The sequence below is a fragment of the Planctomyces sp. SH-PL62 genome (assembly GCF_001610895.1).
Taxonomy (GTDB): Bacteria; Planctomycetota; Planctomycetia; order Isosphaerales; family Isosphaeraceae; genus Paludisphaera.
Map to the genome: position 1 here is coordinate 590,259 of NZ_CP011273.1, position 24,534 is coordinate 614,792.

At 69.6% G+C, this 24,534-nt stretch carries 19 protein-coding genes; 12 read left to right on the top strand and 7 right to left on the bottom strand.

Going from position 1 to position 24,534, the window contains the following annotated elements; genetic code table 11:
* Positions 1 to 30 precede the first annotated feature (30 nt).
* The gene (locus tag VT85_RS02260) at positions 31 to 228 is read left to right on the top strand and encodes a hypothetical protein (protein ID WP_068409850.1); all 198 of its coding nucleotides are present in this window, start codon (positions 31 to 33) and stop codon (positions 226 to 228) included.
* 410 nt (positions 229 to 638) lie between these two features.
* Positions 639 to 1,283 (top strand): hypothetical protein, encoded by a 645-nt coding sequence (locus VT85_RS02265; RefSeq protein ID WP_068409859.1) that lies wholly within the window; start codon positions 639 to 641, stop codon positions 1,281 to 1,283.
* On the opposite strand, the gene VT85_RS02270 is transcribed toward VT85_RS02265, so the two are convergent.
* The gene (locus VT85_RS02270) at positions 1,256 to 2,218 is read right to left on the bottom strand and encodes a DUF4838 domain-containing protein (RefSeq protein WP_068409862.1); all 963 of its coding nucleotides are present in this window, start codon (positions 2,216 to 2,218) and stop codon (positions 1,256 to 1,258) included. The genes VT85_RS02265 and VT85_RS02270 overlap by 28 nt on opposite strands.
* A 224-nt stretch (positions 2,219 to 2,442) precedes the next feature.
* Positions 2,443 to 2,871, bottom strand: coding sequence for a hypothetical protein (locus tag VT85_RS02275; RefSeq protein WP_068409865.1), 429 nt, complete (start codon positions 2,869 to 2,871; stop codon positions 2,443 to 2,445).
* 240 nt (positions 2,872 to 3,111) lie between these two features.
* Here VT85_RS02275 and VT85_RS02280 point away from each other — a divergent pair, with 240 nt between their 5' ends.
* On the top strand, positions 3,112 to 5,166 hold the full coding sequence (locus tag VT85_RS02280; protein ID WP_068409868.1) for a sigma-70 family RNA polymerase sigma factor: 2,055 nt from the start codon (positions 3,112 to 3,114) through the stop codon (positions 5,164 to 5,166).
* A gap of 578 nt (positions 5,167 to 5,744) precedes the next feature.
* On the opposite strand, the gene VT85_RS02285 is transcribed toward VT85_RS02280, so the two are convergent.
* The gene (locus VT85_RS02285) at positions 5,745 to 6,911 is read right to left on the bottom strand and encodes a TIGR04053 family radical SAM/SPASM domain-containing protein (protein ID WP_068409871.1); all 1,167 of its coding nucleotides are present in this window, start codon (positions 6,909 to 6,911) and stop codon (positions 5,745 to 5,747) included.
* Positions 6,912 to 7,047: 136 nt separating this feature from the next.
* Here VT85_RS02285 and hemG point away from each other — a divergent pair, with 136 nt between their 5' ends.
* The 5 genes from hemG (at position 7,048) to VT85_RS02310 (ending at position 12,969) form a co-directional block, all read left to right on the top strand.
* Positions 7,048 to 8,505, top strand: coding sequence for a protoporphyrinogen oxidase (gene hemG, locus VT85_RS02290; protein WP_068409873.1), 1,458 nt, complete (start codon positions 7,048 to 7,050; stop codon positions 8,503 to 8,505).
* A gap of 86 nt (positions 8,506 to 8,591) precedes the next feature.
* On the top strand, positions 8,592 to 9,944 hold the full coding sequence (locus VT85_RS02295; protein ID WP_082858300.1) for a Gfo/Idh/MocA family protein: 1,353 nt from the start codon (positions 8,592 to 8,594) through the stop codon (positions 9,942 to 9,944).
* Between the two features lie 86 nt (positions 9,945 to 10,030).
* Positions 10,031 to 10,753, top strand: a complete 723-nt coding sequence (locus VT85_RS02300; RefSeq protein ID WP_068409883.1) for a hypothetical protein — start codon at positions 10,031 to 10,033, stop codon at positions 10,751 to 10,753.
* Between the two features lie 86 nt (positions 10,754 to 10,839).
* Positions 10,840 to 11,058, top strand: coding sequence for a hypothetical protein (locus VT85_RS28205; protein ID WP_068409888.1), 219 nt, complete (start codon positions 10,840 to 10,842; stop codon positions 11,056 to 11,058).
* 153 nt (positions 11,059 to 11,211) lie between these two features.
* The gene (locus tag VT85_RS02310; protein ID WP_082858302.1) at positions 11,212 to 12,969 is read left to right on the top strand and encodes a sigma-70 family RNA polymerase sigma factor; all 1,758 of its coding nucleotides are present in this window, start codon (positions 11,212 to 11,214) and stop codon (positions 12,967 to 12,969) included.
* 383 nt (positions 12,970 to 13,352) lie between these two features.
* Here VT85_RS02310 and VT85_RS02315 read toward each other — a convergent pair whose 3' ends face one another.
* The 3 genes from VT85_RS02315 to VT85_RS02325 are packed head-to-tail and all read right to left on the bottom strand — an operon-like array spanning position 13,353 to position 18,331.
* Entirely contained in the window at positions 13,353 to 15,572 is a 2,220-nt protein-coding gene (locus tag VT85_RS02315) for a hypothetical protein (protein WP_068409896.1), read from the bottom strand.
* A gap of 25 nt (positions 15,573 to 15,597) precedes the next feature.
* Complete coding sequence (locus tag VT85_RS02320; RefSeq protein ID WP_082858303.1) at positions 15,598 to 16,161, bottom strand: methylated-DNA--[protein]-cysteine S-methyltransferase; 564 nt, start codon at positions 16,159 to 16,161, stop codon at positions 15,598 to 15,600.
* 25 nt (positions 16,162 to 16,186) lie between these two features.
* Positions 16,187 to 18,331, bottom strand: coding sequence for a hypothetical protein (locus tag VT85_RS02325; RefSeq protein WP_068409901.1), 2,145 nt, complete (start codon positions 18,329 to 18,331; stop codon positions 16,187 to 16,189).
* Between the two features lie 330 nt (positions 18,332 to 18,661).
* Between VT85_RS02325 and VT85_RS02330 the strand changes: the two genes are divergently transcribed.
* Complete coding sequence (locus VT85_RS02330; protein ID WP_068409905.1) at positions 18,662 to 19,732, top strand: polysaccharide deacetylase family protein; 1,071 nt, start codon at positions 18,662 to 18,664, stop codon at positions 19,730 to 19,732.
* Between the two features lie 44 nt (positions 19,733 to 19,776).
* Here VT85_RS02330 and VT85_RS02335 read toward each other — a convergent pair whose 3' ends face one another.
* Positions 19,777 to 21,162, bottom strand: coding sequence for an MBL fold metallo-hydrolase (locus tag VT85_RS02335; RefSeq protein ID WP_068409908.1), 1,386 nt, complete (start codon positions 21,160 to 21,162; stop codon positions 19,777 to 19,779).
* A 550-nt stretch (positions 21,163 to 21,712) separates the two neighbouring features.
* On the opposite strand from VT85_RS02335, the gene VT85_RS02340 reads away from it, so the two are divergent.
* From VT85_RS02340 to VT85_RS02350, 3 genes are all read left to right on the top strand, one after another.
* A complete protein-coding gene (locus VT85_RS02340; protein ID WP_068409910.1) occupies positions 21,713 to 22,249 on the top strand; it encodes a hypothetical protein in 537 nt (178 codons plus the stop codon).
* Positions 22,250 to 22,386: 137 nt separating this feature from the next.
* Positions 22,387 to 23,196 carry a rhomboid family intramembrane serine protease gene (locus VT85_RS02345; protein WP_068409913.1) on the top strand — a complete coding sequence of 270 codons (810 nt, stop codon included), beginning with the start codon at positions 22,387 to 22,389 and terminating at the stop codon, positions 23,194 to 23,196.
* Between the two features lie 484 nt (positions 23,197 to 23,680).
* Positions 23,681 to 24,322 carry a PEP-CTERM sorting domain-containing protein gene (locus VT85_RS02350; RefSeq protein ID WP_068409914.1) on the top strand — a complete coding sequence of 214 codons (642 nt, stop codon included), beginning with the start codon at positions 23,681 to 23,683 and terminating at the stop codon, positions 24,320 to 24,322.
* The last annotated feature ends 212 nt before the right edge of the window (positions 24,323 to 24,534 follow it).

Sequence of the window (24,534 nt, forward strand, 5' to 3'; positions counted from 1 at the left end):
GGCGGCGGGTCGGGCGCGGGAACCCCGGCGGTGACCGTGTCGCAGGTGTGCAAGGTCTTCGCCCGTCTGTTGCGCATCCCGGCGTCGGACCCAGAGCGGATCGCCGCGGAGGTGTCGCGCGTCCTGTGGCGGAAAGCGGAAGGAGGCGGCGCGGATCTGCCACTGGCACAAGGCCACCGGCGGCTTTCCGCCGCGCCGGCCGCCACCGGATACCAGTTGATCAGGTGAGACTTCGTTGAATCGGTGGCAGTCCAACTAGTTTGCGAAAGAGTGTTTCAATGTGGCTGCGGCAAAGCGTGGTATCCTTATGCGCATGCCTTATTTTGTTGGCATTCGGCGTCATGAATTCAACTGTTTTGTTTGTGCCTAGCCTGCTAGACTTTGGATTGATCGGTGTTGTTCCGCTGGCGATAGTTTGGCTCGTGCAAAGAGCCTTTGGGATTCGCTTAATAAATTGCATCGCTATATATTTCATGATTCTGCTTGTGTTCTTGCTTCTTCTTCCTGCCGCTCCGTTATAGGGCAGCGAGACGGGCGGGTGGGTTGGAATAAAGGACCGTGAAGGCTGGGGGCGATCGCCCCGAGATCGCCGGGGCCTTCCCGATGTCGTCTTCGCCGATGTGGAGGTTGATTACGCCATGCGTCGCTTCGGCCGGCTTCTCCTGGTCACGCTCCTGCGGGGCGTGCTGCTCCTGGCACCCGTCGTGCTGCTCGCCGTGCTGGTGCGAGAGGGCTGGCGGATGCTCCGCGAGCTCATCCATCCGATCGCCCAGTTGCTCCCCGCGGAGCGGTTCTTCGGCATCCTGACCGAAGACCTGATCTCGGCGGTCGTCCTCGTCCTGGCCGCGCTGCTCGCGGGCCTGTTCGTCGCCACGAGGCCCGGCCGATCGCTCAGCGATCGGCTGGAACGCACCGTGCTCTACCGGGTTCCGGGTTACCTCATCCTGCGGGGGGCCGTGGCAGGCGTCCCGGGCCTCGACGAGAAGTCGCGGACCGAACCCGCGCTGGTGAATCTGGATGACGGCTGGGCCTTCGCGCTGGTCGTCGAGCGGCTCCCCTCCGGCTTCTGCACGATCTTCCTGCCCGACTCCCCCACGCCCACGACCGGGGACGTGCGCATCATCGAGGCCTCGCGGGTACGACCCCTCGACGCCCCGATGCTCGGTTTCCTGGGCTGCTTGACCCGGTCCGGGGTCGGCGCCGGCGACCTGGTCGGACGGGTCCTGATCGACCGCGAGGCGGGGCCCGGACGCGATCAGTCCGGGCCGTCCGGCTTGCGGTAGGCCGCCAGGACCGCGCCGTACTCGTCGAGAAACTCGGGCTCGCCGTACCGGCGGCGGTACTCGGCGTCGACGTAGACGGCGAAGCTGGTGACGTGGCGGATGCCTCGCGAGCCGTAGGTCGCCACGTCGGCTTCGAGCACGTCGCGCCGCCAGGGGAGTTTCACGGCGGGGCGCTTCCACTTCGAGAACAGGGAGACGTCCAGCCAGTACTCCAGGACCTGGGCCGTCTCCGCCGGGAAGACCTGGAGGTTGGCGTCGAGCAGGTGGAGGCCGTCGGGCTGGCTCGGGTCGGCCTGTTCCGCGTAGGGGGCGTCGTAGCGCCGGCGGATCGGGGCGTACTCCAGGAAGACGCCCGGCTCGGGCTTCACCGACTTCGGCGGTGGCAGGGTGTCGGTGTAGGCCAGGTGGGCGAGAGCGGCCCTGGCGTCGATCTCGCGCAAGGCGCGAATCACCCGGTTCTCGACCAGGAGCGCCTGGTCGGAAGGGCTGAGTTCGCGGCACGTGGGGCAGGCGCACCAGGGAAGTCCGTCGTCGCCCCAGAGGAAGTACCGTCCGGTGGTCGGCTTCAGCGTGCGGGAGATCGCGACGGCGTTCCCGGCGATCAACTCCAGCGCCTCCGGAGAGCTCGGGCAGCAGTTGGAGTCGGGGTTCCGGCGTCCCGATGCGTCCATCCGGAAGAACTCCGGGCTGCGGTCGAACAGGCTGCGGGGCAGCAGCTCCCCCATGGCGTGCAGTTCGTACTCGACCTCCAGCCCGAGCCGCTTGCAGGCTTCGAGGAACCGTCGGCCGGCGTCGGCCTGGATCCAGTCGACGACCGCCCGGGGCGAGGTCGGGTGGTGGATTCCGATGGTCGTCAGCCCCGCCCGCGCGGCCCGCTCGGGCCAGTCGCCGAGCGTCAAATCCTCGGGTACGAGCACCACGCCGCGAGTCACCATCCCGGCCGCTCCGGGCTCTCTCGCCGAGAGCCTCGGACCCAAAACGGCGGCCAGGCTCGCAGCCATGAAGCATCGACGATTCAACATGATCGTTCACCAAACGCCATGCTCGGCCTCGCCCCGCCCCCCTCACGGTGTCGAGGCGACGAATTCCGGGCGGCCGCTTTCCTTGCTGGAAAGCGTAGCAGAACGAGGTCGGCGTTCAACCGTGAGCGAGGCGGCTTTCAGGAGAAGGCGTGGCCGAACGAGACGAGGCCGCTGAAAAGCCAGGCGAGCCAGCCGAGCGTCCAGAACACGAGCCGGAACGCCCCCGCGCCGCGACGGAAAGGAAGCGGGACGACCTGGGCGATCAGCCCCAGGGCGAGGATCGGGCCGCAGACGAAGGCCAGGAAAACGGCGAACTCCAGGCAGCACCCCTGCCCCCCGCGCGCGATCGGCCCGACGAACGGGCCGGTGATCGTCGCCAGCGTCGTCAGCAGCACGGGACGCTGCCGGACGTCGCTCGGCGAGCCCGAACTGGTCGCGAGATAGGTCAAGACGGTGAACGGGATGAGCAACCCCAGGAAGATCCAGCCGCGGATCCGCCAGGAGCGCGACGGCGATTTCATCGCCCCGAAATCGGCGAAATCGGAATCCGAGGATGTCTTGTTCATGACCCCGACTCCGAAGGTCTCTCTCTCGACCCGAGCGTCCCGGGATCTCCCGAGCGTAATCCCGAGGAGCGGGAAAAACCAAGGGGAAAGCGCCGGTCGATCGTTCCCAACGGCCTCTCCCGGCCCTCGCAACGACGGGCGCGTTACGCTGGACGGCGGGTTTCTCCGGATTCCTGGAACCTGGGCGGGGATTGCGGTCACTGCCTCTCCAGACGCGAATCGAAGGGACGGGGGCCGGCGATGGGCAAGAGCGGCAAGGGACTGATCGTCCGGGACCTGGATCAGCTTTTCCGCCGCGGCGCGGTGTTCGTCGCGGACGGGGAGTTGCTCGCGAGATTTCTGGCGAGCGGGGACGAGGGGGCTTTCGAGTCGATCGTGACGCGGCACGGGCCGATGGTCCGGGGCGTGTGCGGTCGGCTCCTGCGCGATCCTCACGACGCGGACGACGCCTTCCAGGCGACGTTCCTGGTCCTGGCCCGATACGGGGGGAAGCTCCGCGACCCCGACCGCCTGTCCTCGTGGCTCTACAGCATCGCCCGCCGCGTGAGCCTCCGGGCCCGCGCCCGGGCCGACCGCCGCCGGGCCCAACCGCTCGTGCACGACGTCCCTGCCCGCGAGGACGCCCGCGCCGAGTGGTCCGACCTGTGGCCCGTCCTGGACGCCGAGCTGGCCCGGATGCCGGCCCCCCAGCGCGACGTGCTGGTCCTCTGTCTGCTGGGCGGTGCCTCGGAACAGGAGGCGTCGCAACGCCTCGACTGCCCGGTCGGCACCGTCAAGAGCCGGCTCTCGCGTGCGAGGGAGGCCCTTCGGGGGCGGCTGTTGCGACGAGGCGTCGCGCCGGCGGCGGCCCTGGCGGCGTCGTCGGCCGAGTCGTTCGCGTCTCCCGCGTCGTCCCTCCTGATCCGTGCGACCCTGGCGACGATCACGGCGAAGGCTCCGGTCTCGCCCGCCGTCGCCGCCCTCATCCAGGGAGTCTCCTCGACCATGCTCTCGAAACCGATCCTCGTGACGCTGGCCCTTGCCGGCGGCCTTGGGCTGCTCGGCCTGACGATGCCGGCCTGGACCGCAAGCCCGCCGCATCACCCCCAGACCGTGGAAGATTCGGCCGTCCCGCAGGCGTCGGAGGCGGCCGACGTCAAGGTGAAGAACCTCCAGCGCCTTCTGGTGGCCATGCTTCAGTCCATGAGCGCGACGGATACGGCCTCCTTCCCCGCCGCCGCCATCCACGGCCCGGACGGCCAGCCGCTCCTCAGTTGGCGGGTCGCAATCCTCCCCTTCCTCGGCGAGGAGGCGCTCTACAGGGAGTTCCACCTCGACGAGCCCTGGGACGGCCCCCACAACAGGTCGTTGATCGCCCGCATGCCGGCGGTCTATCGAACCCCAGACATCCCGACTCAGGCGGGCCGGACGCGGTTCCGAGGTTTCTCCATCCCCGGAGCGATGTTCGACCCGAATCCCAACCCGGCCGCCATGGGGATGATGATGGGCGGCATGATGTCCAGTGGTATGACCGGCCGTGGGGGCCGCATGGACGGGATGGGGATCGGGATGGATGGCTCCGGGGTGATGTCGGCCGGAAGTGGATCGTCGGTGCGCGAGGGCGTCGAGAGGTCCGGGACGGGCCGCGGCGAGACTCCCCCCGAGCCGGAAAAGGCCGAGGATCGCGACCGTCGGGAAGACGACCCGAACGACCCGGCGGCGGAGGGGGCGATGGGCAGGGGCATGGGCATCTCGCCGGACGGTCCCCTGGAGGGGATGGGGGCGGCTGGAGCGGGACCGGCGCCTCGGGCTCCGAACCAGGGCGTGGGGATGGCGGAAATCACCGACGGCACGTCCAACACGGCGTTCCTCGTCGTCGCCTCGGAGGCTGTCGAATGGACCAGGCCCGGCGAGATCGATGCGGATCCGAGCCAGGCGGCCGCAAGCTTCGACGGCGGCGACCCCCGAGGGTTCGTCGTCGGTCTGGTCGACGGCGCGGCCCGGTTCCTGCCCCCCAGTCCGAATCGGCCGCGATATCTTGCGGCGCTGCTCTCCCGCGCGGGGGGCGAGATCCTCGACTGGTCGGATTACGTTCCACGGACGGTGCCCGCGGCCCTCATGCCGGTCCCTCCCCTCCCCTTGGCCGAGGCTCGCATGAAGCCCTCCGAGACGGTCGCGCCCGCTTCGCCCGTCGTGGAACCGCCGGTGGCTGAGCCCTCCCTGGAGCAACGGATGCAGCGCGTCGAGGAGAAGCTGGACCGCCTGCTCCAGAAGCTCGACGCCGGCGATCCCGACGACGAAGCGACGAAGCCCTGACCTGCGAAGGGCCGCCCGGATCCCGAATCCAGGTCGACCGCGATCCGGGCTCGTTCCTCCCCCACCGCGTTCCTATTCGACGAAACGGTCGTACTGTGAACCCAGGGGTCCGCGCAGGCCCGGATAGCCCTCGGGCGTCGCGGAACGTGGGCCTGGGGAGGGATGCCGGCGCGTGTCCCGCGATGATGCGGATTCGCCGATCGAAGCCAATCAATGAAGCCGAGGATCAGACTTAATATCATGATGATTAAGAATTTGGGTCGATTGGCTTCGTTTTCGGTTTGGAGAAAACGAACCCAATTCCGCAGTGTCGCTCCGGTTTGCGGCCATTGAACCGGAAGGGTCGAGCCTCGACCGACGGGGTGGTTTGGGCGGCCCGCCCGGACGGGAATATCCGTTCGCTTCGGGATCCCGTGTTCGAGAAGCAGGCTCAAGACGGCGATCTCATGAAAAGCGCCGAACGAAGCCAATTTCGGGGGCGAGGATTCGTGATTAAAGGGCCTCGAATACGAGGGTTGCGTCGATTGGCTCCGTTTCGCGGCGGCGCGGACGAACCCAATTTTCCGGCTCGGGCGGGGTCAGGCCGAGGAGGACGGTTCGAGCTGCGGGAGGGGGGCGTGGGCCTCGTCCCAGGCGCGGGGGATGTAGGTGCAGTCAGGCTCGGCGGCGTAGGGGTCGCCGGTGACGGCGAAGGCGCGGGCGCGGCTGCCGCCGCAGACGTGGCGGTACTCGCAGACGCCGCACTTGCCGCCGAAGGTGTCGGCGTCGCGGAGGCGGCGGAAGATGGGCGAGCGCTGGTAGACGTCGACCACGTCGTTGAACGGGAACATGCCGCAGGTCAGCGGCAGGAACCCGCTGGGGTGGATCAGGCCGGCGTGGCTGATGAACACGATGCCCCGGCCGTCGTTCACCCCCGGCAGGCCGCCGTTCCAGCCCCGGGCCGAGAGCTTCATCGGCTCGGCCCCGCCCGACTCCTTCCGGCGCTGGAGGACGTATCGACGATAGTGCATGCCCTCGGTCGTCTTGATCATGAACGTGTGCTCGCGCGAGAGCTTCCACAGGCGGGCGAACGCCTGCTCGTAGCGCTCGCCGTCGAGCCGCATGTCGGCCGAGGCGCGGCCCACGGGGATGATCAGGAAGAGCGACCAGAGGGCGATGCCCCGGGGCTCCAGCAGGTCGGCGATGGCTTCGAGCTGGCCGAACGTGTCCGGGGTGAGCGTGGTGTTGACCTGGATCGGGACTCCGGCCTCGCGGGCGTCGTCCATGATCTTGCGGGTCATGTCGAACGAGCCGGCGACGCCCCGGACCCGGTCGTGGGTGGCGGCGTCGACGCCGTCGAGCGAGACGGCCATGCGGCCGATCCCGGCGGCCTTGAGCCGGGCGATCGCCTCGGCGGTGACCAGGGGGGTCGGCGAGGGGGTGATGGCCGTCTGCAATCCGACCCCGGCCGCGTGGGCGATCAGGTCGAACAGGTCGGCCCGCTTGAGGGGGTCGCCGCCGGTGAAGACCAGGAGCGGCGGCTCGGGGAAGCTCGCGAGCTGGTCGATCAGCCGGAGCGAGGCCGACGTGTCCAGCTCGGCCGGGTCGGCCTTCGGCTGGGCGCAGGCCCGGCAGTGCAGGCAGATCAGGTCGCAGGCGCGGGTCACCTCGTAGAAGGCGATCAGCGGGCTGGAGTCGAAGTTGCGGCGGCGGGTCCAATCGGGACGCGGGGCGTCGGCCGGCGGCGTGGGGCGGGTCTGATTCATGGCTGCCTTTCCGCGCCGGCTCACGCCGGGCGGAGGACCTCGGTATACTGGATGTCTCTATCCACAACTCTAGCCGAACGGGGACGGGCGCTCAAGGAGCCCCCACCGGGCCGATCGGCGGGATGACGAGGCGACGATGCGGGACGAGCCGGACGCGATGGGCGGAAATCCAGGCGGGATCGAAACCGTGGACGTGGCGGTCGTGGGGGGCGGGATCACCGGACTGGCGGCGGCCAACCGCCTCCGCGAGCTTGACCCGTCGCTAAGCGTGGCGGTGCTGGAGGCCGGTGCGAAGCCCGGCGGCGTGCTCGGGACGGACCGTCGCGACGGCTTCCTGATCGACTCCAGCGCCGACAGCTTCATCACCAACGTCCCCTGGGCGATCGACCTCTGCCGCCGCCTGGGCCTGGAAGACCGCCTGATCCAGACCGCCGAGCGGAACCGGCGGTCGTTCGTCGTCCGCGCGGGGAGGCTGGAGCCGATCCCGGACGGCCTGATCATCATGGCCCCATCGAAGATCGGCCCGATGGTCCGGACGCGCATCCTGAGCGTGCCCGGCAAGCTGCGGCTGGCGATGGAGCGGTTCCTCCCCAAAGGCGACGGCTCCGACGAGAGCCTCGCCGGGTTCGCCCGCCGACGGTTCGGCCGCGAGGCCTACGACCGCCTGATCCAGCCCCTGGTCGGCGGCATGTACACCGGCGACCCCGAGCGCCTGAGCGTCAAGGCGACCATGCCGCGCTTCCTGGAGATGGAGCAGCGCGACGGCAGCCTGATCAAATCCATGCGCGCCGCCGGCGGCAAGCAGACGGGCGGATCGGGCGCCCGCTACAGCCTGTTCGTCGGGCTCGAAGGGGGCATGTCCGACCTGGTCGAGGCGATCGTCGCGAGGCTGCCGGAGGGGACCGTGCGGACCGGCTCCCCCGTGCGTCGAATCTCCCGCGACGCCGACGGCTGGCGGCTCGACGTCGGGGACGGCCCGACGACGCTCCGCGCCCGCTCGGTGATCCTGGCGACTTCCGCGAGGGCGACGGCCGGCCTGCTGCGCGAGGTCGCGCCGGAGGCCGCGGCCGAGGTCGGGGCGATCACGTCGACGTCGAGCGCGGTCGTCTCGCTGGGCTTCCGCCGCGATCGGATCGCGCACCCGCTGGACGGATTCGGCTTCGTCGTCCCGTTCATCGAGGATCGGCGGATCCTCTCGGGGAGCTTCTCCAGCGTGAAGTTCGCCAACCGCGCGCCCGAGGGTTCGGTCCTGATCCGCGTATTCATGGGGGGCTCCAAACGGCCCGAGCTGGTGGACGCGGACGATAACGAGCTGGTGCGGATCGCCACGGAGGAGCTGGCGTCGCTGCTGGGCGTGCGGGGGGGGCCGGAAACCTCGTCCGTCTCCCGTTGGCGCGAGGTCATGCCGCAGTACGAGGTCGGCCACCTGGAGCGGATCGCGGACGTCGAGGCGAGGGTCGGGGCGCTCGACGGCCTGGAGCTGGCCGGGAACTGGCTGCGCGGGATCGGCGTCCCCATGTGCATCCACAGCGGCGAGCAGGCCGCCGGCCGCGCGGCCAGCCGGATCGGCCAGGCCGCCGGTCGCGCGGGTTGAACGGGGGTCGGCCCTGTGCGATCCTCGGGAGGAGGCCGTCCGACGGGTCGCGACGGCCGGGAATCCGACGCCAGGGGGAACGACCGATGACGAATCGCCGGGACGCGCTGAAGTTCGGCGCGGCGGGACTGACGGCCTCGATGCTCGGAGGGTACACGCGCGGGGCGGCCGACGAGAAGCCGTTCCGCGTGGGCCTGATCGGCTGCGGCTGGTACGGCAAGTCGGACCTGTTCCGGCTGATCCAGGTCGCCCCCGTCGAGGTCGTCTCGCTCTGCGACCCCGACAAGAAGCAGCTCGCCCACGCGGCCGAGATGGTCGCCTCCCGCCAGAAGTCCGGGAAGACCCCCAGGACCTACGGCGACTATCGCGAGATGCTCAAGGAGAAGGACCTGGACATCGTCCTGGTCGCCACGCCCGACCACTGGCACGCCCTGCCGATGATCGCGGCCGTCGAGGCCGGGGCCGACGTGTACGTCCAGAAGCCCATCAGCCACGACGTTTTGGAAGGCGAGGCGATGGTCGCCGCCGCCCGCAAGCATAATCGGGTCGTCCAGGTGGGGACCCAGCGCAAGAGCACGCCGCACCTGATCGAGGCCAAGAAGCAGGTCGTCGACGCCGGGCTGCTCGGCAAGATCGGCCACGTCGAGGTCTGCTGTTATTATCACATGCGGGCCAACGACAACCCGCCCGTCACCACCCCGCCGGACTTCTTCGACTACGAGATGTGGACCGGCCCCGCCCCGCTGCGGCCCTACGACGGCATCCCCCACGTCCGCTGGTGGCGGACCTTCATGGAGTACGGCAGCGGCATCACCGGCGACATGTGCGTGCACATGCTCGACACCGCGCGCTGGATGCTCGGCCTGGGATGGCCCGAGAAGATCACGTCGAGCGGCGGCATCCTGGTCCAGAAAGACGGCAAGTCGAACATCAGCGACACCCAGGGTGCGACGTTCGAATACCCCGAATACGACGTCGTCTGGCAGCACCGCACCTGGGGCACCTCGCCCGACCCGGAATACCCCTGGGCGCTGATGATCTACGGCGAGAAGGGGACGCTCAAGGCCAGCACCATGCGGGCCGACTTCATCCCCCAGGGCGAAGGGAAACCCCTCCACTTCGATTGCGTCTTCGAACGCGAGAAGTACCCTGAGGACGTCAACGAGCCGGAAATCGAGCTGAACGCCGCCCCCGCCACGAGGCTCCACATGCGGAACTTCCTGGCCTCGATCGCCGACCGCTCCCGGCCGATCGCCGACATCGAGCAGGGCCACATCTCCACCGCCTCGTGCCTGCTGGCGAACCTCTCCATGCAGCTCGACCGGCCGGTCGTCTACGACCCGAGCAAGCGGATCGTCGTCGGCGACGACGAGGCCACCAAGCTCCTCCGCGGCCCCTACCGCGCCCCCTGGCAGCATCCCGCCGATTCGCTGCTCTGACTCGTCGAGGACGTCGCCCCCCCCCGGCCGAGGGGGGGCCGGACGCGGCCCTGATGGATGGATCGAACGCCCCTCGTGGAGGTCTCATGAGGAAACCGTCGCGCCTCCGCCGCGCCGCCCGTCGTACTCTGGCCGCGGCGGGGGCGATCCTGCTCTTACTCGCCTCCGCCGGGCTTCGCGCCGACCCGCCGGGCGAGCCCAGGCTCCTGACGACCTGGGGCGAGCGGGGGGAAGGACCGGGCCAGTTCCACTCGCCGATCCACGTCGCGATCAACGCCAGGGACGAGGTGTACGTCGCCGATCTGAACAATTCACGCATCCAGAAATTCACCGCCGACGGCGCGTACCTGGGAGGGTTCGACCTCCCGCTGGACTCCCCTCCGCGCAAGTCGTGCATCGTGGGCGGCCTCGCCCTGGATGACCGGGGCCTGATCTACGTGTCGTTCATGAACCAGCACCGGATCGCGGTGTACGACGACGCCGGCGCGGTCGTCCGGGAATGGGGCCGACGCGGCCCCGGGGACGGCGAGTTCCATCAGCCGGGGGGAATGGTCCTGCGCCGGGACGGCACGCTCTACGTGGCCGACCAGTGCAATCATCGCATCCAGAAGTTCACGATCGACGGCCGGTTCCTCGGCGAGTGGGGAGGCCATGGCTCCGAGCCCGGGCGCTTCGGGGGAGCGATCCGGCGGGTTCGCGATTCGCCGGGCCGCACTTCCTCGCGCAGGACGGCGAATGTCGGCTCTACACGACCGAGGCGGGGCTCGGACGGGTCCAGCGGCTCGCGCCCGACGGCGAGCCGCTCCTGAGCTGGGGCGACAAGGGGGACCAGCCCGGCGGCTTCGGGGCGTACAGCTTCGGCTCGCTTCCCGGGACGTACGGCCCGATCGGACTGATGGTCGATCGACACGATCGGGTCTGGGTCAGCAGCCTGAACGATCGCGTCCAGTGCTTCACCACGGACGGCCGCTACCTGTTCGGGATCACCGAATCGGGGCCGGATCCGGGCCAACTCGACCATCCCCACGGCATGGCCGTCGACAGCCGGGGGCGACTCTACGTGGCCGACTCGAGCAACCAACGGATCCAGAAGTTCGAGATCCCCGACCCCTGATCGACGGGTGCCGGGCCGCCCATCTCCCGCTCGGCCCCGTCGCCGGCCATTGCACCGAAGGAAACTCCCGAATTTCCCCGCAGGCCGACGGAACCGAAAAGCGGCGCCCGGGCAGTATCCTCAGAGACGCGAGACGACCGACGGGGGTGGGCGATGAGCGGTGCAGGCCGAGGTGCGGTTCTTCACGATCTGGAACGACTGCTACGCGAAGGCGTCGCGCCTCCGGGCGACGGCGACCTGCTGGAGCGGTTCCGATCGACGGGGGACGAAGCCGCCTTCGAGGCCCTGGTGACGCGGCATGGGCCGATGGTCCGGGGCGTCTGCCATCGGTTCCTGCGGGGCGACCACGACGTCGACGACGCCTTCCAGGCGACGTTCCTCGTCCTGGCCCGCAAGGCCGCCGGCCTTCGCGACCCCGACCGCCTCGGGCCGTGGCTGTACGGCGTCGCCTCGCGCGTCGCCGCCAAGGCCCGCGCCCGGAACCTCCGGCGCGGGGATCGGCCTCTGATCGACGACATCCCGGCTCGGGACGACCCCCGCGCCGAGTGGTCGGACGTCCGGCCTATTCTCGACGCCGAGCTGGCCCGGCTGCCGTCGAAGCAGCGCGACGTGCTGGTCCTCTGCCTGCTCGGCGGGGCCTCCGAGGACGAGGCTTCGCGACGCCTGGCCTGCCCCGTCGGGACCGTCAAGAGCCGCCTCTCGCGTGCGAAGGAGGCCCTGCGCGGCCGACTCGTCCGGCGCGGGGTCACGCCCGCGGCGGCCCTGGCGGCGGCCTCGTCGGCCGAGTCGTTCGCGTCCCCCGTGTCCATGACGCTCCTCCGCGCGACCCTGGCGACGATCTCGGCGAAGGCCGCGATCCCGCCCGCCGTCGCGGCCCTGACCCAGGGAGTCGCACCGACCATGTTCTCGAAACCGATCCTCTCCGCTTTGGCCCTTGCGGGGAGCCTTGCAACGTTCGGCCTGACGGCGGCGGCCTGGTATCAGCCGTCCCCTCCCCCGCCCCAGGACGTCGCAAGCGACGGCCCGAAGGTCGAGAAGGCGCGGACCCCCTCGCCAAGAGCCGCGACGGAACGCAACCTGCGGCAGATCCTCCTGGCGATGCACAATTTCTACAGCACGAACGACGCCTTCCCGACCGCCGCCATCCGCGGTGCCAATGGGCGGCCCTTGCTGAGCTGGAGGGTGGCGATCCTGCCGTATCTCGGTGCCGAGTCAAACGGTCTCTACCACGAGTTCCGCCTGGACGAGCCCTGGGACTCGCCCCACAACCAGACGTTGATCCCCCGCATGCCCGAATTTTTCCAGACGCCCGGCGTCGAGTCGCCCCCCGGCCAGACCCGGATTCGCGGCTATGCGGGCCCCGACGCCATGTTCGGCCCGGAACTTGGCGAAGAGACGGCCACGGGCGTGCGCTTCGAAGACGTCCGGGACGGGGCGCCGAACACCGCGTTCCTGACCGTGGCCGCCGAGCCGACCATCTGGACGCGGCCGGGGGAACTCTCGCTCGTCCCGCGGGAATCGTTCGGGAAACCCGACGCGAGCGACCCGAAGGGCTACGTCTTCGCCATGGCCGACGGCTCTATCCGCCACTTCGCTGACACGCCCGGACGGGATCATTTCGTGCTGGCGGCGCTCTCGCGGTCGGGAGGCGAGGTCATCCCCTGGGAGGTCGCCTCGCCGAAGAGACCCCCGCACGCCGGCGAGGTCGAGTCGCCTTTCCAGGTGACGGAGGGCGCGACGGTCGGGGTCCCGGCCGATCCCCGTCTCATGCAGGCCGCGCCGGCCGATCGAGGCCCGACGCCCGCGCCGGACCTGGAGTCCCGATTCCGCCGCGTCGAGGAGAAGCTGGACCAGATCCTCGAACGGCTCGACGAGATGACGAGGCGGCTCGACGAGGGGGCGAGGCCCTGATCGGTTGAGGCGGCGGGTGAGCCCGGTCGCCGTCGGAATTCGCAGGTAGGCCGGCTGTCAGGTCGGCGTCCTTCGCGATCATGCCTTCTCCCACGAGGGGCGAAGGCATGCAGGTGACGGCCTCAGTCATTGTGGACGGACCGAAACTCCGGCGGGTTTCGTGCTCAAGAACGGTCTTCCCCCCTCGCGGGGGAAGACAGACCCCGAAGGGGTCAGATGAGGGGGAAGACGAGCACGAGCGCCGTCGGGATTCGCGATCCGGTTACCCGAGCGCCGACGGCGTTCGTGCTCGTATTTCCCCCTCATCCGGCCCTGCGGGCCACCTTCCCCCGCGAGGGGGGAAGGACGTTGCTGGCTCCGTCTGCCCTCACCGGGGCAGGCGCTCACTCGATCTCGACGTGCACCGCGTCGGCCGAGTTGGGGAAGCGGATCAGGAGGGTCTTCGACGCCTCGTCCCACGTCTGGGACTCCGCGTCGAGCGGCTTTCCGGCGACCGTGACGGAGCCGGGGGCTTTCGCCAGGGCCACGCGGACGGAGGCGGTGATGTTCTGGGGGCCTCGGGCGAAGAAGCTCAGGCCCTGGCCGTTCGGGGCCTCGTCGGTGACCTTGCAGGCCGAGGCGAGCACGCGCGGGCCGTCCGAGGGGACGCGGTCCAGGTCCAGCAGGAGCGCCCGCCGATTGGGATCGAGCGTGACCGAATCGACGACCTTCAGGCCGGCGTCGAACAGGTCGACGAATCGACCCTTGAGCACGTGATCGGATTCGCCGGGTGCGGCCTCAAGCCCGGCGGCGACGACGTAAGGGCCGCGATGCAGGACGAGGTGGTTCGTCTCCTTGTACGGCAGCTTGGCCGCGCCGCAGGCCTGCTCGATGAGCTTGCGGACGGCGTCGGCGCCTTCGGGCTTGTAGGTCAGCGCGGCGGGGCTGGAGGCGTCCCAGATCAGCGTGCCGGAGCCGACCGCGTGGGCGCCGGGCGTGGCGTCCCGGCCGACGCCGAGGGCGTCGAAGAGGGCCTGGCGGGGGTTGGCGTAGCCGGGGCCGCCGGGGGCGTTCCACCAGGAGCGGACCTCGTTGTACACGTCCTGGTCGTCGTCGATGAACAGCAGGACCCCGCCCGCCTTGACCCACTCGGCCAGGACCTTGTCGGCGTCGTTGGTCAAGGGCTTCATGCCCTCATAGGTCATCAACAGGACCTTGTAGCGGCCCAGGTCGTCGGTCGTCCGCAGGTTCTCGAGCTGCACGGGCTCGGCGGGGATCCCGCGCTGGAGGGCCGGCAGGGCGAGGCCGAAGAAGTTGCCGAGGTACGGGTCGGACGGCTTGAACCCCTCGCGCTGGAACATCAGGGCGTCGGAGACGACCAGGCCGACGCCCCGGGTGCCGGAATCCCAGGCGATCTCGGGCTGGTCCATGTGGTTGAGGGTGTTCATGACGGTCATCAGCTCGGTGGCGTAGTCGGCCGGGATCGGGATGCGGTTCCCTCCTCGGCGGCGTCGGGCGTCTCCCGGCGGCGGGGCCGAGCCGGGCGCGGGGTACTTGCCGTGGAAGATCCGCTCGGGCCAGGGCGCGACCTCGTACCGGGTGGTCTCGGGCCAGAAGAGCGAGCCGACGACGGTGCATTCCCAGTTCGTCTTGTAGTCGTCCCAGTCGTGGTTGGGGTCGTCCTCGATGGGGTCGTGGAGGAACCAGAGCCGTCCGCCGCTGCCGCGGGTGGCGGCGGTCATGGAGCCGTACTCGAAGAAGGCGGTCTGGAAGGTGCGCTCGGCCGTCTTCCCCTGGTAGACGTTCTTCGACCGGGCGGTGCCGGTCCAGACCTGGGCGATGAAGCCGTCGGCCCCGACGGTGAGCAGGCTGGATTCGGGGCTCACGATGTTCCAGAGGGCGTAGTTGACCAGGCTGTGGGTGGGGACGTAGCACTTCACGTTCTTGCCGGTCTCGGCGTTCTTTTGCTTCACCGCGTCGAAGATCTGCTTGAGGGCGTCGCGGTAGAGGACGTACTTGAGTCGGCTGGCGCGGTACTGCGCGTCGGCCGACTGGTGGGGCGGGATCCACTCTTCCTGGTAGTGCTCGCGCCAGGCGCGCTTGAAGCCCTCGCTGTATCCGGCGCGGGCCCAGAATTCGGGCTCCTCCAGGTGGACCGCCTCGACGCCGGCGTCGATGGCCTTGAGGACGTTCTGGGCCAGGTAGGCGCCGAAGTTCGGGCCGGGGCACATGTAGTAGACGTCGCCGCCGTGGGAGATGACGTTGCCGTTGCGGTCGGTCTGGGCCTCGTCGACGTGATTCACGCCGTCGAACCGGCCGTAGAGGTAGTCCTGGTACTGGCCCCAGGAGACGCCGGTCATCAGATGGACGATGTAGCCGCGTTCCTTCCACTGGCGGACGCGATCCGGGAGGCTGGCGTCGACGCCGTAGCACATGGCGACGTCGGCCGGCAGTTGCAGCCCGGCGTCCCAGGGAGCGTGGGTCTGGAACGACGTCCGTTCCTCCTTCTGGCGGGGGTCGGGCGTCTGGGCCCACGCGAGAGGGGTGGCGAGGCCCGTCGCGGTCGCGGCGATGACGCCGAGCGCGAAGAAGCTTCGGAGGCCGTGCGTGAATGGAGATGTCATGGGGCGCCTCGAAGGAGAGGAATCGTCAGGGCGAGACGACGTCGGCTCGCGACGTCGCTCGGGAATTCTCGCGAGAGAACCAGGAGGCGGGGACCTCGCGGCCGGCGACCTGGGCCTCGTGCTGGAGCAGCCAGAGCTTGCGGTCGCAGCCGCCGCCGAAGCCGCCGAGGCGGCCGTCGGCGGCGATTACGCGATGACAGGGGACGACGACCGCGATCGGATTTCGACCGTTGGCGCCGCCCACGGCGCGGCTCGCCTTCGGGGAGCCGACGCGACGCGCCAGCTCGGCGTAAGAGATCGTCTCGCCGTAGGGGATCCGGGCCAGCTCGGTCCAGACCTGGACCTGGAAGGGGGTCCCCTCCTGGGACAGCAGAAGACCGAAGCTCCGCGACCGCCCGGCGAAGTAGGCGTCGAGCTGGGCTCGGACGTCGTCGAGGAAGGCGCTTCGGCCCTCCTCCGACCCTTCCGGGAGTCGGCGGTCGGAGGGGCCGTCGAGCATGTTCAACCGGCAGAGCCGATCCCCCCTCGCCGCGAGCAGGAGTTCGCCGATGGGGCTCGCGAACCGGGCGTACTGGATCGATTGGCTCATGGCGGGGATCTCCGGGACTACGGGGTCAACGGCTTCCCGATCGTCGCGCGTACGACTGGGCGTGGATCGCGCGGGCGGCGGCGACCATCTCGGGGTAGGCGAGGTCGGCGACGTTCAGGAAGCCGATGTTGTAATTCTCGCCGTCGTACGACCGCCCTGTCACGGGCTCGTCGACGAACTGGAACCAGTGGCAGCCGATGAACGACGGGTGGTCCAGGACCGCGCCGACGTACTCGGCGTACGCCCCCGCGCGTTCCTCCTGGCTGGCGGTGGGGACCAGGCCGGTGTGGAACATCCCCCGGTCCAGCGCGCCGAAGTGGAATTCGCCGATGATCGCCGGCCTGTCCAGCGTCTCCAGGATCGTCCACTCGGCGGGGTCGAGCTTCCGCTCGTAGAGGTTGAAGCTGATCACGTCGCAGAACTCGGCGGCGGCCTCGATCGCCTCGGGGGTCTTCCAGGCGAACCGGCAGCCCATGTAGAGATGGTCCGGGTCGGACGCCTTGAGCGCGTCCCGGACCGTCCGGAAGTAGGCGCGGGCGATCTCCTTGACGAAGCCGCGGAGGTCGTCTCGCATCGCGTCGGTCCACTCGGCCGGGTCGTCCGAGGGCCGCCACGGGGCTTCGAGGGTCGCCCAGTCGCCGACGTCCGCCCGCCAGGCGTCGTTCAGGCGGTCGATCCCGCCGTGGCGCGCCTTGAGCCGCTCGATCAAGGCCCGTTTGGCGGGCGAGTCGGCGGCGTCGAGGTCGAGCGCGCCCAGCGCCAGGCCGACGCGGCCGCGATCGCCGCCGCCCCCCCAGCTCAGCTCATTGTCGACGAAGTAGCCCAGGCACCAGGGGTCCCCCCGGAATGTCCGGACGGCCTCGGCGACGTTCCGACGCACGGCCTCGGCGAACCGAGGGTCGAACGGGTCGGGCATCCGCCCCCAGTAGTCGGAGCCGCTGGCGATGGTGGCGAATTCGCCGTGCGTCCCCAGGGTCGCGACGTAGGGCGTCCGGGGCATGCGGGCGTCCGTCGTCCGGGGCGCGCCGGCGAACCGTCGATCCGACCAGTTGCCGATCGTGTTGAAGCCCCACGAGGCCAGCCGACGGAGGGTCGCGTCGGCCCAACGACCGGCGTGGTCGGGGCCGTAGATCCGCATCAGGTTCGCGTTGTAGAAGCTGAACGTGTCGCCGCTCTTGACCGGGCCGGAATGGACGTTGGAGACGTGCCCATAGAAGCGGCCTAGGGGGTCGTCGCGCTTCGGGAGCCAGGTGAACATCGCCTCGCGGCCGGTGACGATCGTGTTGTGGTCGCCGGTCGTCACGCAGTCGATCCCCAGCGAGAAGAAGGGGGCGCCTTCGGGATCGACGAACCACCACTTGCCGTCGCGCTTGATGGTGCGGAAGTAGCCCGAGGCTTCCGCCCTGGGGCCGTCCTTCCAGCCGCCGAACGCGTTGCGGTCGGCCGGCGCGGGGTGGGCTTCAAGCTCGGCGAGGTCGGCCTGGTGGCGAGCCTTGAGGTCGGCCTCGGAGTGGACCTTGCCGGGCCAGTCGGCGCCGGTGTACTGGCCGAAGGCGTCGACGATCCCCTCGATGGGCGGGATCGGCGCCACGCTTGCGGACCGGATTTCGAGGGCCTGCGGGCCCTTGGGGGCGTGGACGAAGATCTGGGCCGCGACGATGTGGCCGAGGTTCAGGTCGTCGTCGCCGTTCGCGGACAGGCTGCGGCCGCCGCCGTCGCCGGGGAGCCCGCGCATGCCGAAGCTCATCGGCCCGTCCTTGCCGACGGCGATGGCGAACACGGCGGCCTCGCCGGCTTCGAGGCGGCCGTTGGCGGTGCGGCAGTGGCGGACCCCGTCGGCCCTGGGATCGTCGTCGATGCGGACGCCGAACTCGACGGCCGTGGGGCCGGGATTCTTCAGGTCGAGCTTCAGGAGGCCGGTCCCGCGCCAGTCCCAGGGACGCCCGGCGGGGGCGTCGATCCGGGCGTTTGGCCATTCGGCGGGATGGAAGGTGATGCGCAGCCCGCCGGGCGTCTCGGGGAGCGGCTCGACGGTCGCGTCGTTCCCCTTGAGGTTCAGCGAGAGGAGGTCGACGGCCGGCGGCGGATCGGCGGCCGGCGAGGCGACGGCCGCAAGGGCGAACGCCAGCGCGAGGAGCATCGAGCGGGAGAGGGAACGGGAGCGGGTCATGGAGTCACCCTGGCTTTCCGTGGGGAGGAGGCTCGGGCGTCCCGGCCGTCGGGCGTGCGGCGGGGGGGCCGTCCGGTGGGCCAGGCGGGGGGCCTGGGCCGTCGCGCGGGGATACAGTCTCGCACGGCCCCGGACGCGGCGACTCTTGGATTATAACCCGTCCGTTGCACCGAGTCCCCGCCTCGTCTCGGCGGGACCTCAACGGGGCGACTCCCGATTGAAGTCGCCTCGGAATTGAGATATCTTGCCGTCCTGATGTTGCACCGATGGTCGCCGGCTCGGCTGGATGGGAGGGTGCGACGGACGGCCGATCGATCGAGGGGGGTGGCGATGGGCAAGGCGGTGAAGCTGCTGGCGTATCGCTGCTGCAAGGGCCTCGGCTTGTTCCACCTTTCGCGGCGATGGGGGGCGGGGCGGCTGCGGATCCTCTGCTATCACGGGGTTTCCGTCGCGGACGAGCACCGCTTCGCGCCCGGCCTTTTCATGCGGCCCGAGACGGTGCGATCGCGGCTGGAGATCCTCAAACGCGGAGGATACGTCGTCTTGCCGCTCGCCGAGGCCGTGGAGAGGCTGGACGCGGGGACGCTGCCCGCCGACGCCGTGGTCATCACCTACGACGACGGTTTCTACGGCAGCCACCTCTTCGGGATGGACGTCGCCCGGGGCTTCGGCCTGCCGCAGACCTTCTACATCACGACGTACCACGTCATCAAGCAGACGCCGATCTTTCGGCTGGTCGTCCGCTATCTGTTCTGGAAGACCCACCATCGCGAGCTGCGCGTGGACGGCCTCCTCGACCCGGAAACGGGGACGATCCCCCTGGGGGACGGTCGGTCGAACGAGTTCATGTGGCGGCTGATCCGGCACGCCGAGGAGCGGCTCGACGAACCCGGTCGAGTCGCGCTGGGCCGCGAGCTTGGGGGACGGCTGGGCGTGGATTACGACGCGATCGCCCGCGACCGCCGGTTCTCGCTGGTGAGCCCGGCGGAGATCGCGCGGCTGGTCGAGGCGGGGGTCGACGTCCAGCTTCATACGCACCGGCATTGCATGCCATCGGACGAACCGGGGGTGGTGCGGGAGATCGTCGACAATCGGGCCGTGCTGGAGCCGATCGTCGGCCGTCCTTGCGACCATCTCTGCTACCCCAGCGGCGCCTTCCTGGCCGAGCAGCGGCCCTGGCTCGAGGCGCTGGGGGTGGCGAGCGCCACGACGTGCCTCGTCGGGATGAACGACCCCGGGACGCCTCGGCTCGCGCTGAAGCGGTTCCTCGACGCGGAGGACGTCTCGGCGATCGAGTTCGAGGCCGAGCTGAGCGGCTTCGCGGAGATCCTCCGCCGGGTCCGGGGGGCGGTGCGCCGCGAGCCGCCCGCCACCTCGTCCCCGACGTCGTACGGCCACTAGGCCGGGTCCGTCGCGTCCGTCGGGTCGGGGTTCCCGCCGGTCGGTCAGACCTCGAAGCTCTCGTGGAGGTCGGGGATCTGGACGGGGTTCTTGACGAACCGCTGCATGACCGGGACCAGGGCTTCCATCGAGGGGGGCTCGCCGTGGACGATGAAGCCGTGCTCGATGCCGCCGCCGGTCTGCTCGTACCACCAGGCGAGGTCGTTGCGGTCGGCGTGGCCGGAGAAGCCGTCCAGGACGTAGACCGCGGCGTTCAGGTCGTATCCCTGGTCGAGGATCTGGATCCGCTCGACCCCCTCGGCCAGCTTCCGGCCCAGGGTGTTCTCGGCCTGGTAGCTGACGATGACGATCGCGTTGTCGGGGTCGGAGACGATGTGGCGGAGGTGGTGCCGGATCCGGCCCGCCTCGCACATGCCCGACGACGAGATGATGACGAGCGGCCCGCGCTGGTAGTTCAGCCGCCGGGAGTCCTCGAAGGACTGGCAGAACTCGACGTACTTCGAGCCGAAGTAGAGCGGGTCCTTGTCCATCAGGGCCCGGGCTTCGGGGGTGTAGGCGTCCGGGTAGTCGCGATGGACGTCGGTCAGCCGGTTGGCGAGCGGGCTGTCGACGTAGACCGGGATCGGCCGCAGCTTGGTGGTGGCGAACAGCTCCTGGAGGCAGTAGACCATCCGCTGGGTCCGGCCCAGGCTGAACGCCGGGATCACGATCTTGCCCTGGAGCCGGATCGCCCGCGCGACGATCGCGTGGAGCTGCTTCATCAGCCGGTCGTAGGGCTCCAGCTCCTTGTCGCCGTACGTGCTCTCGGAGACGAGGATGTCGACGTCCTTGACGATGGTCGGGTCGGGGAGGAGCCCGGTGTCGCGCCGGCCGAGGTCGCCGGTGAAGACGAAGCGGCGGGCGCGGCCGTTCTCCTCGAAGTCGATCTGGACGATGGCCGAGCCCAGGATGTGGCCGGCGTCGCGGTAGGTCAGGTAGACGCCCGGGGCGATCTCGCGGGGGTCCTCATAGGGGACGCGCTCCAGCCGCTCGACCATCCATTCCACGTCGTACTGCTCGAACAGCGGCTCGGGGGACTCGACGTGGGGATGCCGGATGTGGGCCATCCGGACGTCCTCGCGCTGGATGCGGGCGCTGTCGCGCAGCATGATGCTGCAGATGTCGCCGGTGGCCGGGGTGGTGTAGATCGGCCCCTCGTACCCCTGCTTCACCAGGAAAGGGAGGCGGCCGATGTGGTCATTGTGCGCGTGCGAGACCACGACGGCGTCGAGCGACTTGGGGTCGAAGGGGAGGTTCCGGTTCTGGCTCGCGGGGTCGATCCGGTCGGAGTCGAACAGGCCGCAGTCGAGCAGGATGCGGGACCCGCCGATCTCCAGGAGGTGCGCGCTCCCCGTGACTTGCCGGGTGGCTCCGTGAAACGTGATTCGCAACCCAAATCCTCCTGACGATCGCCCCCGCGGCCGGGCCCTCTCGAGCGGGCTCCGAAGCCGTGATCGCCGTGATTCTCGTTCGTGGTCCATCTCGACGGGGGGCTTGCGGGAAAGCGTCCCGGCGGGGGGGGAGCGAAATCCCGACCCCGATGGATCTTGCGATCGACGCGATTCCCCGGGACGCCATCATGACAGGATCGACGAATCCGATCAAGCCACAGCGATCGACCGCGTCGTCGCGGATTGCTCCTGAATTGGGGTCGTCGGCCGCCGATCGAGGCGGTCGGCCGCCGCCTCCTCCGTTGCGGAGACCCCGTCCCGCTTCGCCGAATCCCTTACAAGGGGGGGAGATCCGATGAGGATCGAGCTTCTCGGGAATTTTGTCTTCCCGGAATTCGGATCCCGGCGCATTGTTTGCCATAGGGGGGCCTCGGATCGCAAGGGGCCGTGCCGAGCGGACCCTTCGCCCCTATGAGAGGAAGAGGCCGAACCCGATCGCGAGTCGCGTCGTAACCGAGGGTCAGGTTGTTCCCGTTCGGAGAAATCACGCATGATTTCCGAATCGCACCCCCTCCACCGCATGTTCCGCGGGCTGACGGAATCGACGTTCATGGCCGAACTGGGCGTGGGCGACCCCTCGCTGGTGGGCTACGTGTCGAACCTGCTCGCCTCGTTCGTCCCCTCCCAGGCGCTCGGAAAGATCCGGGACGGCCAGGGTCGGCCGCTGTTCGAGGTCGCCCGGATCCTGGCCGAGGCCGAGGCCGCCGACGACGAGGAGCGCCGGGGCGAGTGCCACCGCCACGTCGGCGACTTCACCCTCTTCTGGACGGGCCTCTATCCCGACGCCCTCCGCCGGATCGCGGGCGCGGACTCGGCCGACGGGCTCCTCGACTACCAGCAGCAGGGGAAGCGTTCGTATTACCTGGCCAGCACCCTGGCCGGGCGCCCCGACGACCGCCCCGTGCTCCGACGACTCAGCGAGCACTTCGAGCTTTGCGCCTTCGGGCTCGCCCGTGTCCGCGAGGAGCTGGTCAAGCTGGAACGGGAAGGCGCGGCGCGGCCGGACGACCGGACCATCTGGGCCTGAGCCTCCGGGCTTTCGAAGGTCGCGAGGGGGGCTTCCCGCCCGGGGCGTCGGACGTCAGAATAAGGGCGATTCCCGCCCAGGCTCCGCCCACGTCCGGCGAGCCCGACGCCGCCCCCCCTCGGATTCGAGCCCCGACCATGGTTCTCCCCCTCGGCGACCTCCACCGGACTCGCATCTTCCCGATCGTCACCTACGCCCTCATCGCGCTCAACCTTGTGATGTACGTGGTCCAGGTCGACCGCGGCGACGAGTTCACGATGGCCCTCGCCGCGACTCCGTGGGAGATCACCCACGCCCAGGACATCGACCGGCCGATCGTCCGGCCCGGGGCCCTGGCCGGCGCCGAGCGGGGCGGGCTCGGCGAGCCGATTCGCGTCGACGCGAGGGACGTCGTCCCCCACGCCCCCAGCCCGATCCCCGTCTGGCTGACCCTCTTCACGGCCATGTTCCTGCACGGCGGCCCGATGCACCTCGTCGGGAACATGCTCTACCTCTGGATCGTGGGCGACAACGTCGAGGAGGTCCTGGGGGGCGTCCGCTACCTGATCGTCTACCTGGCCTGCGGGCTGATGGGCAGCCTCGCCCAGATCGCCGCCGCGCCCGATTCGGTGATCCCGACGTTGGGAGCCTCGGGGGCGATCGCCGGGATCATGGGGGCCTACGTCGTCTGGTTCCCCCACAACCAGATCCGCGTCCTGGTCTTCCGGTTCATCACCGTCCTCCCCGCCGTGATCGTGATCGGCGGCTGGATCGCGCTCCAGGTCTGGCTGGGCGTCAAGGGGATCGGCGAGATGGGGGAGTCCGGCGGCGTGGCCTACCTGGCCCACGTCGGCGGGGCCCTCACCGGGATCGTCGTCGCCTTCCTCTTCTACGACCGAGCCCAGCAGGTCAAGGCGATGGACGCCTACTCCCAGGGCTGGCAGACCGCCCCCCCCGGCAGCTACTAGGCCATCCGGAAGCGTGTTCGCCTCCCTGTTCTGGGCGCCCCCCCACGCTCGGAGTCCGGTTCAGGGTGCCACGGGTCGTACTCGACCCGTCTCCCGAGCGCCTGCGATCGCACGGGTTCCAAAGCGAAACCCGTGGCGCCTACGGTCCATCTCCTCGCGGGGATTTCCCGAACGGTCATTTACCAGGCCGCCGACGATTCGGGAAGGTCCTCACCTCTCGGCCCCGTTACGGCTCGCCACGCCCGTCTTGCTCGCCCTTTCGGGGCAAGCTCATTATGGCTTGCAACCGGCGTTGGATTTGCGATAGCACTCTGCGACTTCCTCAGTCCGAGGACGCGGGTTGAATCTCGGAGAAGCCTAATAATTCTGGTTAGGCCTTGACCTGACCAACGGCCGTCTCCTATGTTGACCCGACCGTCCAGGCGGTGTCGGTTGCAAAGGATTGAGTCGACCTCTCGGTATCTGCTGCTAAAGGAGTGCTCTCGTGCCGCAGTTCCTCCGCTTTCCTCTGTTCACCCTTCTGCTGGTGGGCCTGGCGGCCCAGGCCCAGGCCGGGCCGGTCTTCGAGTTCAGCACCAAGGTGAGCGCCGCGCTCGCCCCGGGCCTCGCCAGCGACCCGCCGACCGGGGATACGGCCGTCGTCTCGATCGCGCCCGCCGGCGACCTCACCTTCACGACCAACAGCGGCGTCGACGTCGACGCGGGCCTGACCGGCGGGGCCGACCTGAACTTCGGTCAGGTCTTCTACACGCCGTCCGCCGGCGGGACGCTCAACGACTTTGTGGTGAATTTCAACTATCAACTAGCCCTGACCGCCAACGGCCAGACCGGTTACGTCAACCTGCTGGGCCAGGTGAGCGGCTCGGCCGCCGGCGGCGCCGACGGGGCGATCAACACCACGACCACGATCCTCAGCTTCGCGTCCGATCCGATCCTCCACCTGGGCGACACGGCCTTCATCCTGAAGGTGAAATCCGCCACCGGCCCGGGGAGCAGCGGTGCTCCGGGCACCCTCCAGGTCAACATCTCCGCCGTCGCGGTCCCCGAGCCGACCTCGGTCGTCATGCTCGGCCTCGGCGTCGTCGGCGGCGTCACGCTGCTGCGCCGCCGTCGGCGCCGCGCCTGATCGACTCGGATCGCTCGACCGAGGCGTCCACGACCGGACGCCTCGGGGCCTCCCCCTCTTCCCCTCCTCCCCCACGTCGGCACCCTCGGCTCGTCGAGCCCGGTCGTTGATCTTGCCCAGGAAGGCGGGTTGCCGTCGCGGCGAGCCGCCCAGCTTGACCCCGGCTCGAAGCCGGCGGTCGTCGCTTTATCAGACCCGCTCGGTCGCCCCTC

Coding starts and splice junctions, on each gene's coding strand:
- VT85_RS02265 (WP_068409859.1), top strand. CDS start 639: ATGCGTCGCTTCGGCCGGCTTCTCCTGGTCACGCTCCTGCGGGGCGTG.
- VT85_RS02270 (WP_068409862.1), bottom strand. CDS start 2,218: ATGGTGACTCGCGGCGTGGTGCTCGTACCCGAGGATTTGACGCTCGGC.
- VT85_RS02275 (WP_068409865.1), bottom strand. CDS start 2,871: ATGAACAAGACATCCTCGGATTCCGATTTCGCCGATTTCGGGGCGATG.
- VT85_RS02280 (WP_068409868.1), top strand. CDS start 3,112: ATGGGCAAGAGCGGCAAGGGACTGATCGTCCGGGACCTGGATCAGCTT.
- VT85_RS02285 (WP_068409871.1), bottom strand. CDS start 6,911: ATGAATCAGACCCGCCCCACGCCGCCGGCCGACGCCCCGCGTCCCGAT.
- hemG (WP_068409873.1), top strand. CDS start 7,048: ATGCGGGACGAGCCGGACGCGATGGGCGGAAATCCAGGCGGGATCGAA.
- VT85_RS02295 (WP_082858300.1), top strand. CDS start 8,592: ATGACGAATCGCCGGGACGCGCTGAAGTTCGGCGCGGCGGGACTGACG.
- VT85_RS02300 (WP_068409883.1), top strand. CDS start 10,031: ATGAGGAAACCGTCGCGCCTCCGCCGCGCCGCCCGTCGTACTCTGGCC.
- VT85_RS28205 (WP_068409888.1), top strand. CDS start 10,840: ATGGTCGATCGACACGATCGGGTCTGGGTCAGCAGCCTGAACGATCGC.
- VT85_RS02310 (WP_082858302.1), top strand. CDS start 11,212: ATGAGCGGTGCAGGCCGAGGTGCGGTTCTTCACGATCTGGAACGACTG.
- VT85_RS02315 (WP_068409896.1), bottom strand. CDS start 15,572: ATGACATCTCCATTCACGCACGGCCTCCGAAGCTTCTTCGCGCTCGGC.
- VT85_RS02320 (WP_082858303.1), bottom strand. CDS start 16,161: ATGAGCCAATCGATCCAGTACGCCCGGTTCGCGAGCCCCATCGGCGAA.
- VT85_RS02325 (WP_068409901.1), bottom strand. CDS start 18,331: ATGACCCGCTCCCGTTCCCTCTCCCGCTCGATGCTCCTCGCGCTGGCG.
- VT85_RS02330 (WP_068409905.1), top strand. CDS start 18,662: ATGGGCAAGGCGGTGAAGCTGCTGGCGTATCGCTGCTGCAAGGGCCTC.
- VT85_RS02340 (WP_068409910.1), top strand. CDS start 21,713: ATGATTTCCGAATCGCACCCCCTCCACCGCATGTTCCGCGGGCTGACG.
- VT85_RS02345 (WP_068409913.1), top strand. CDS start 22,387: ATGGTTCTCCCCCTCGGCGACCTCCACCGGACTCGCATCTTCCCGATC.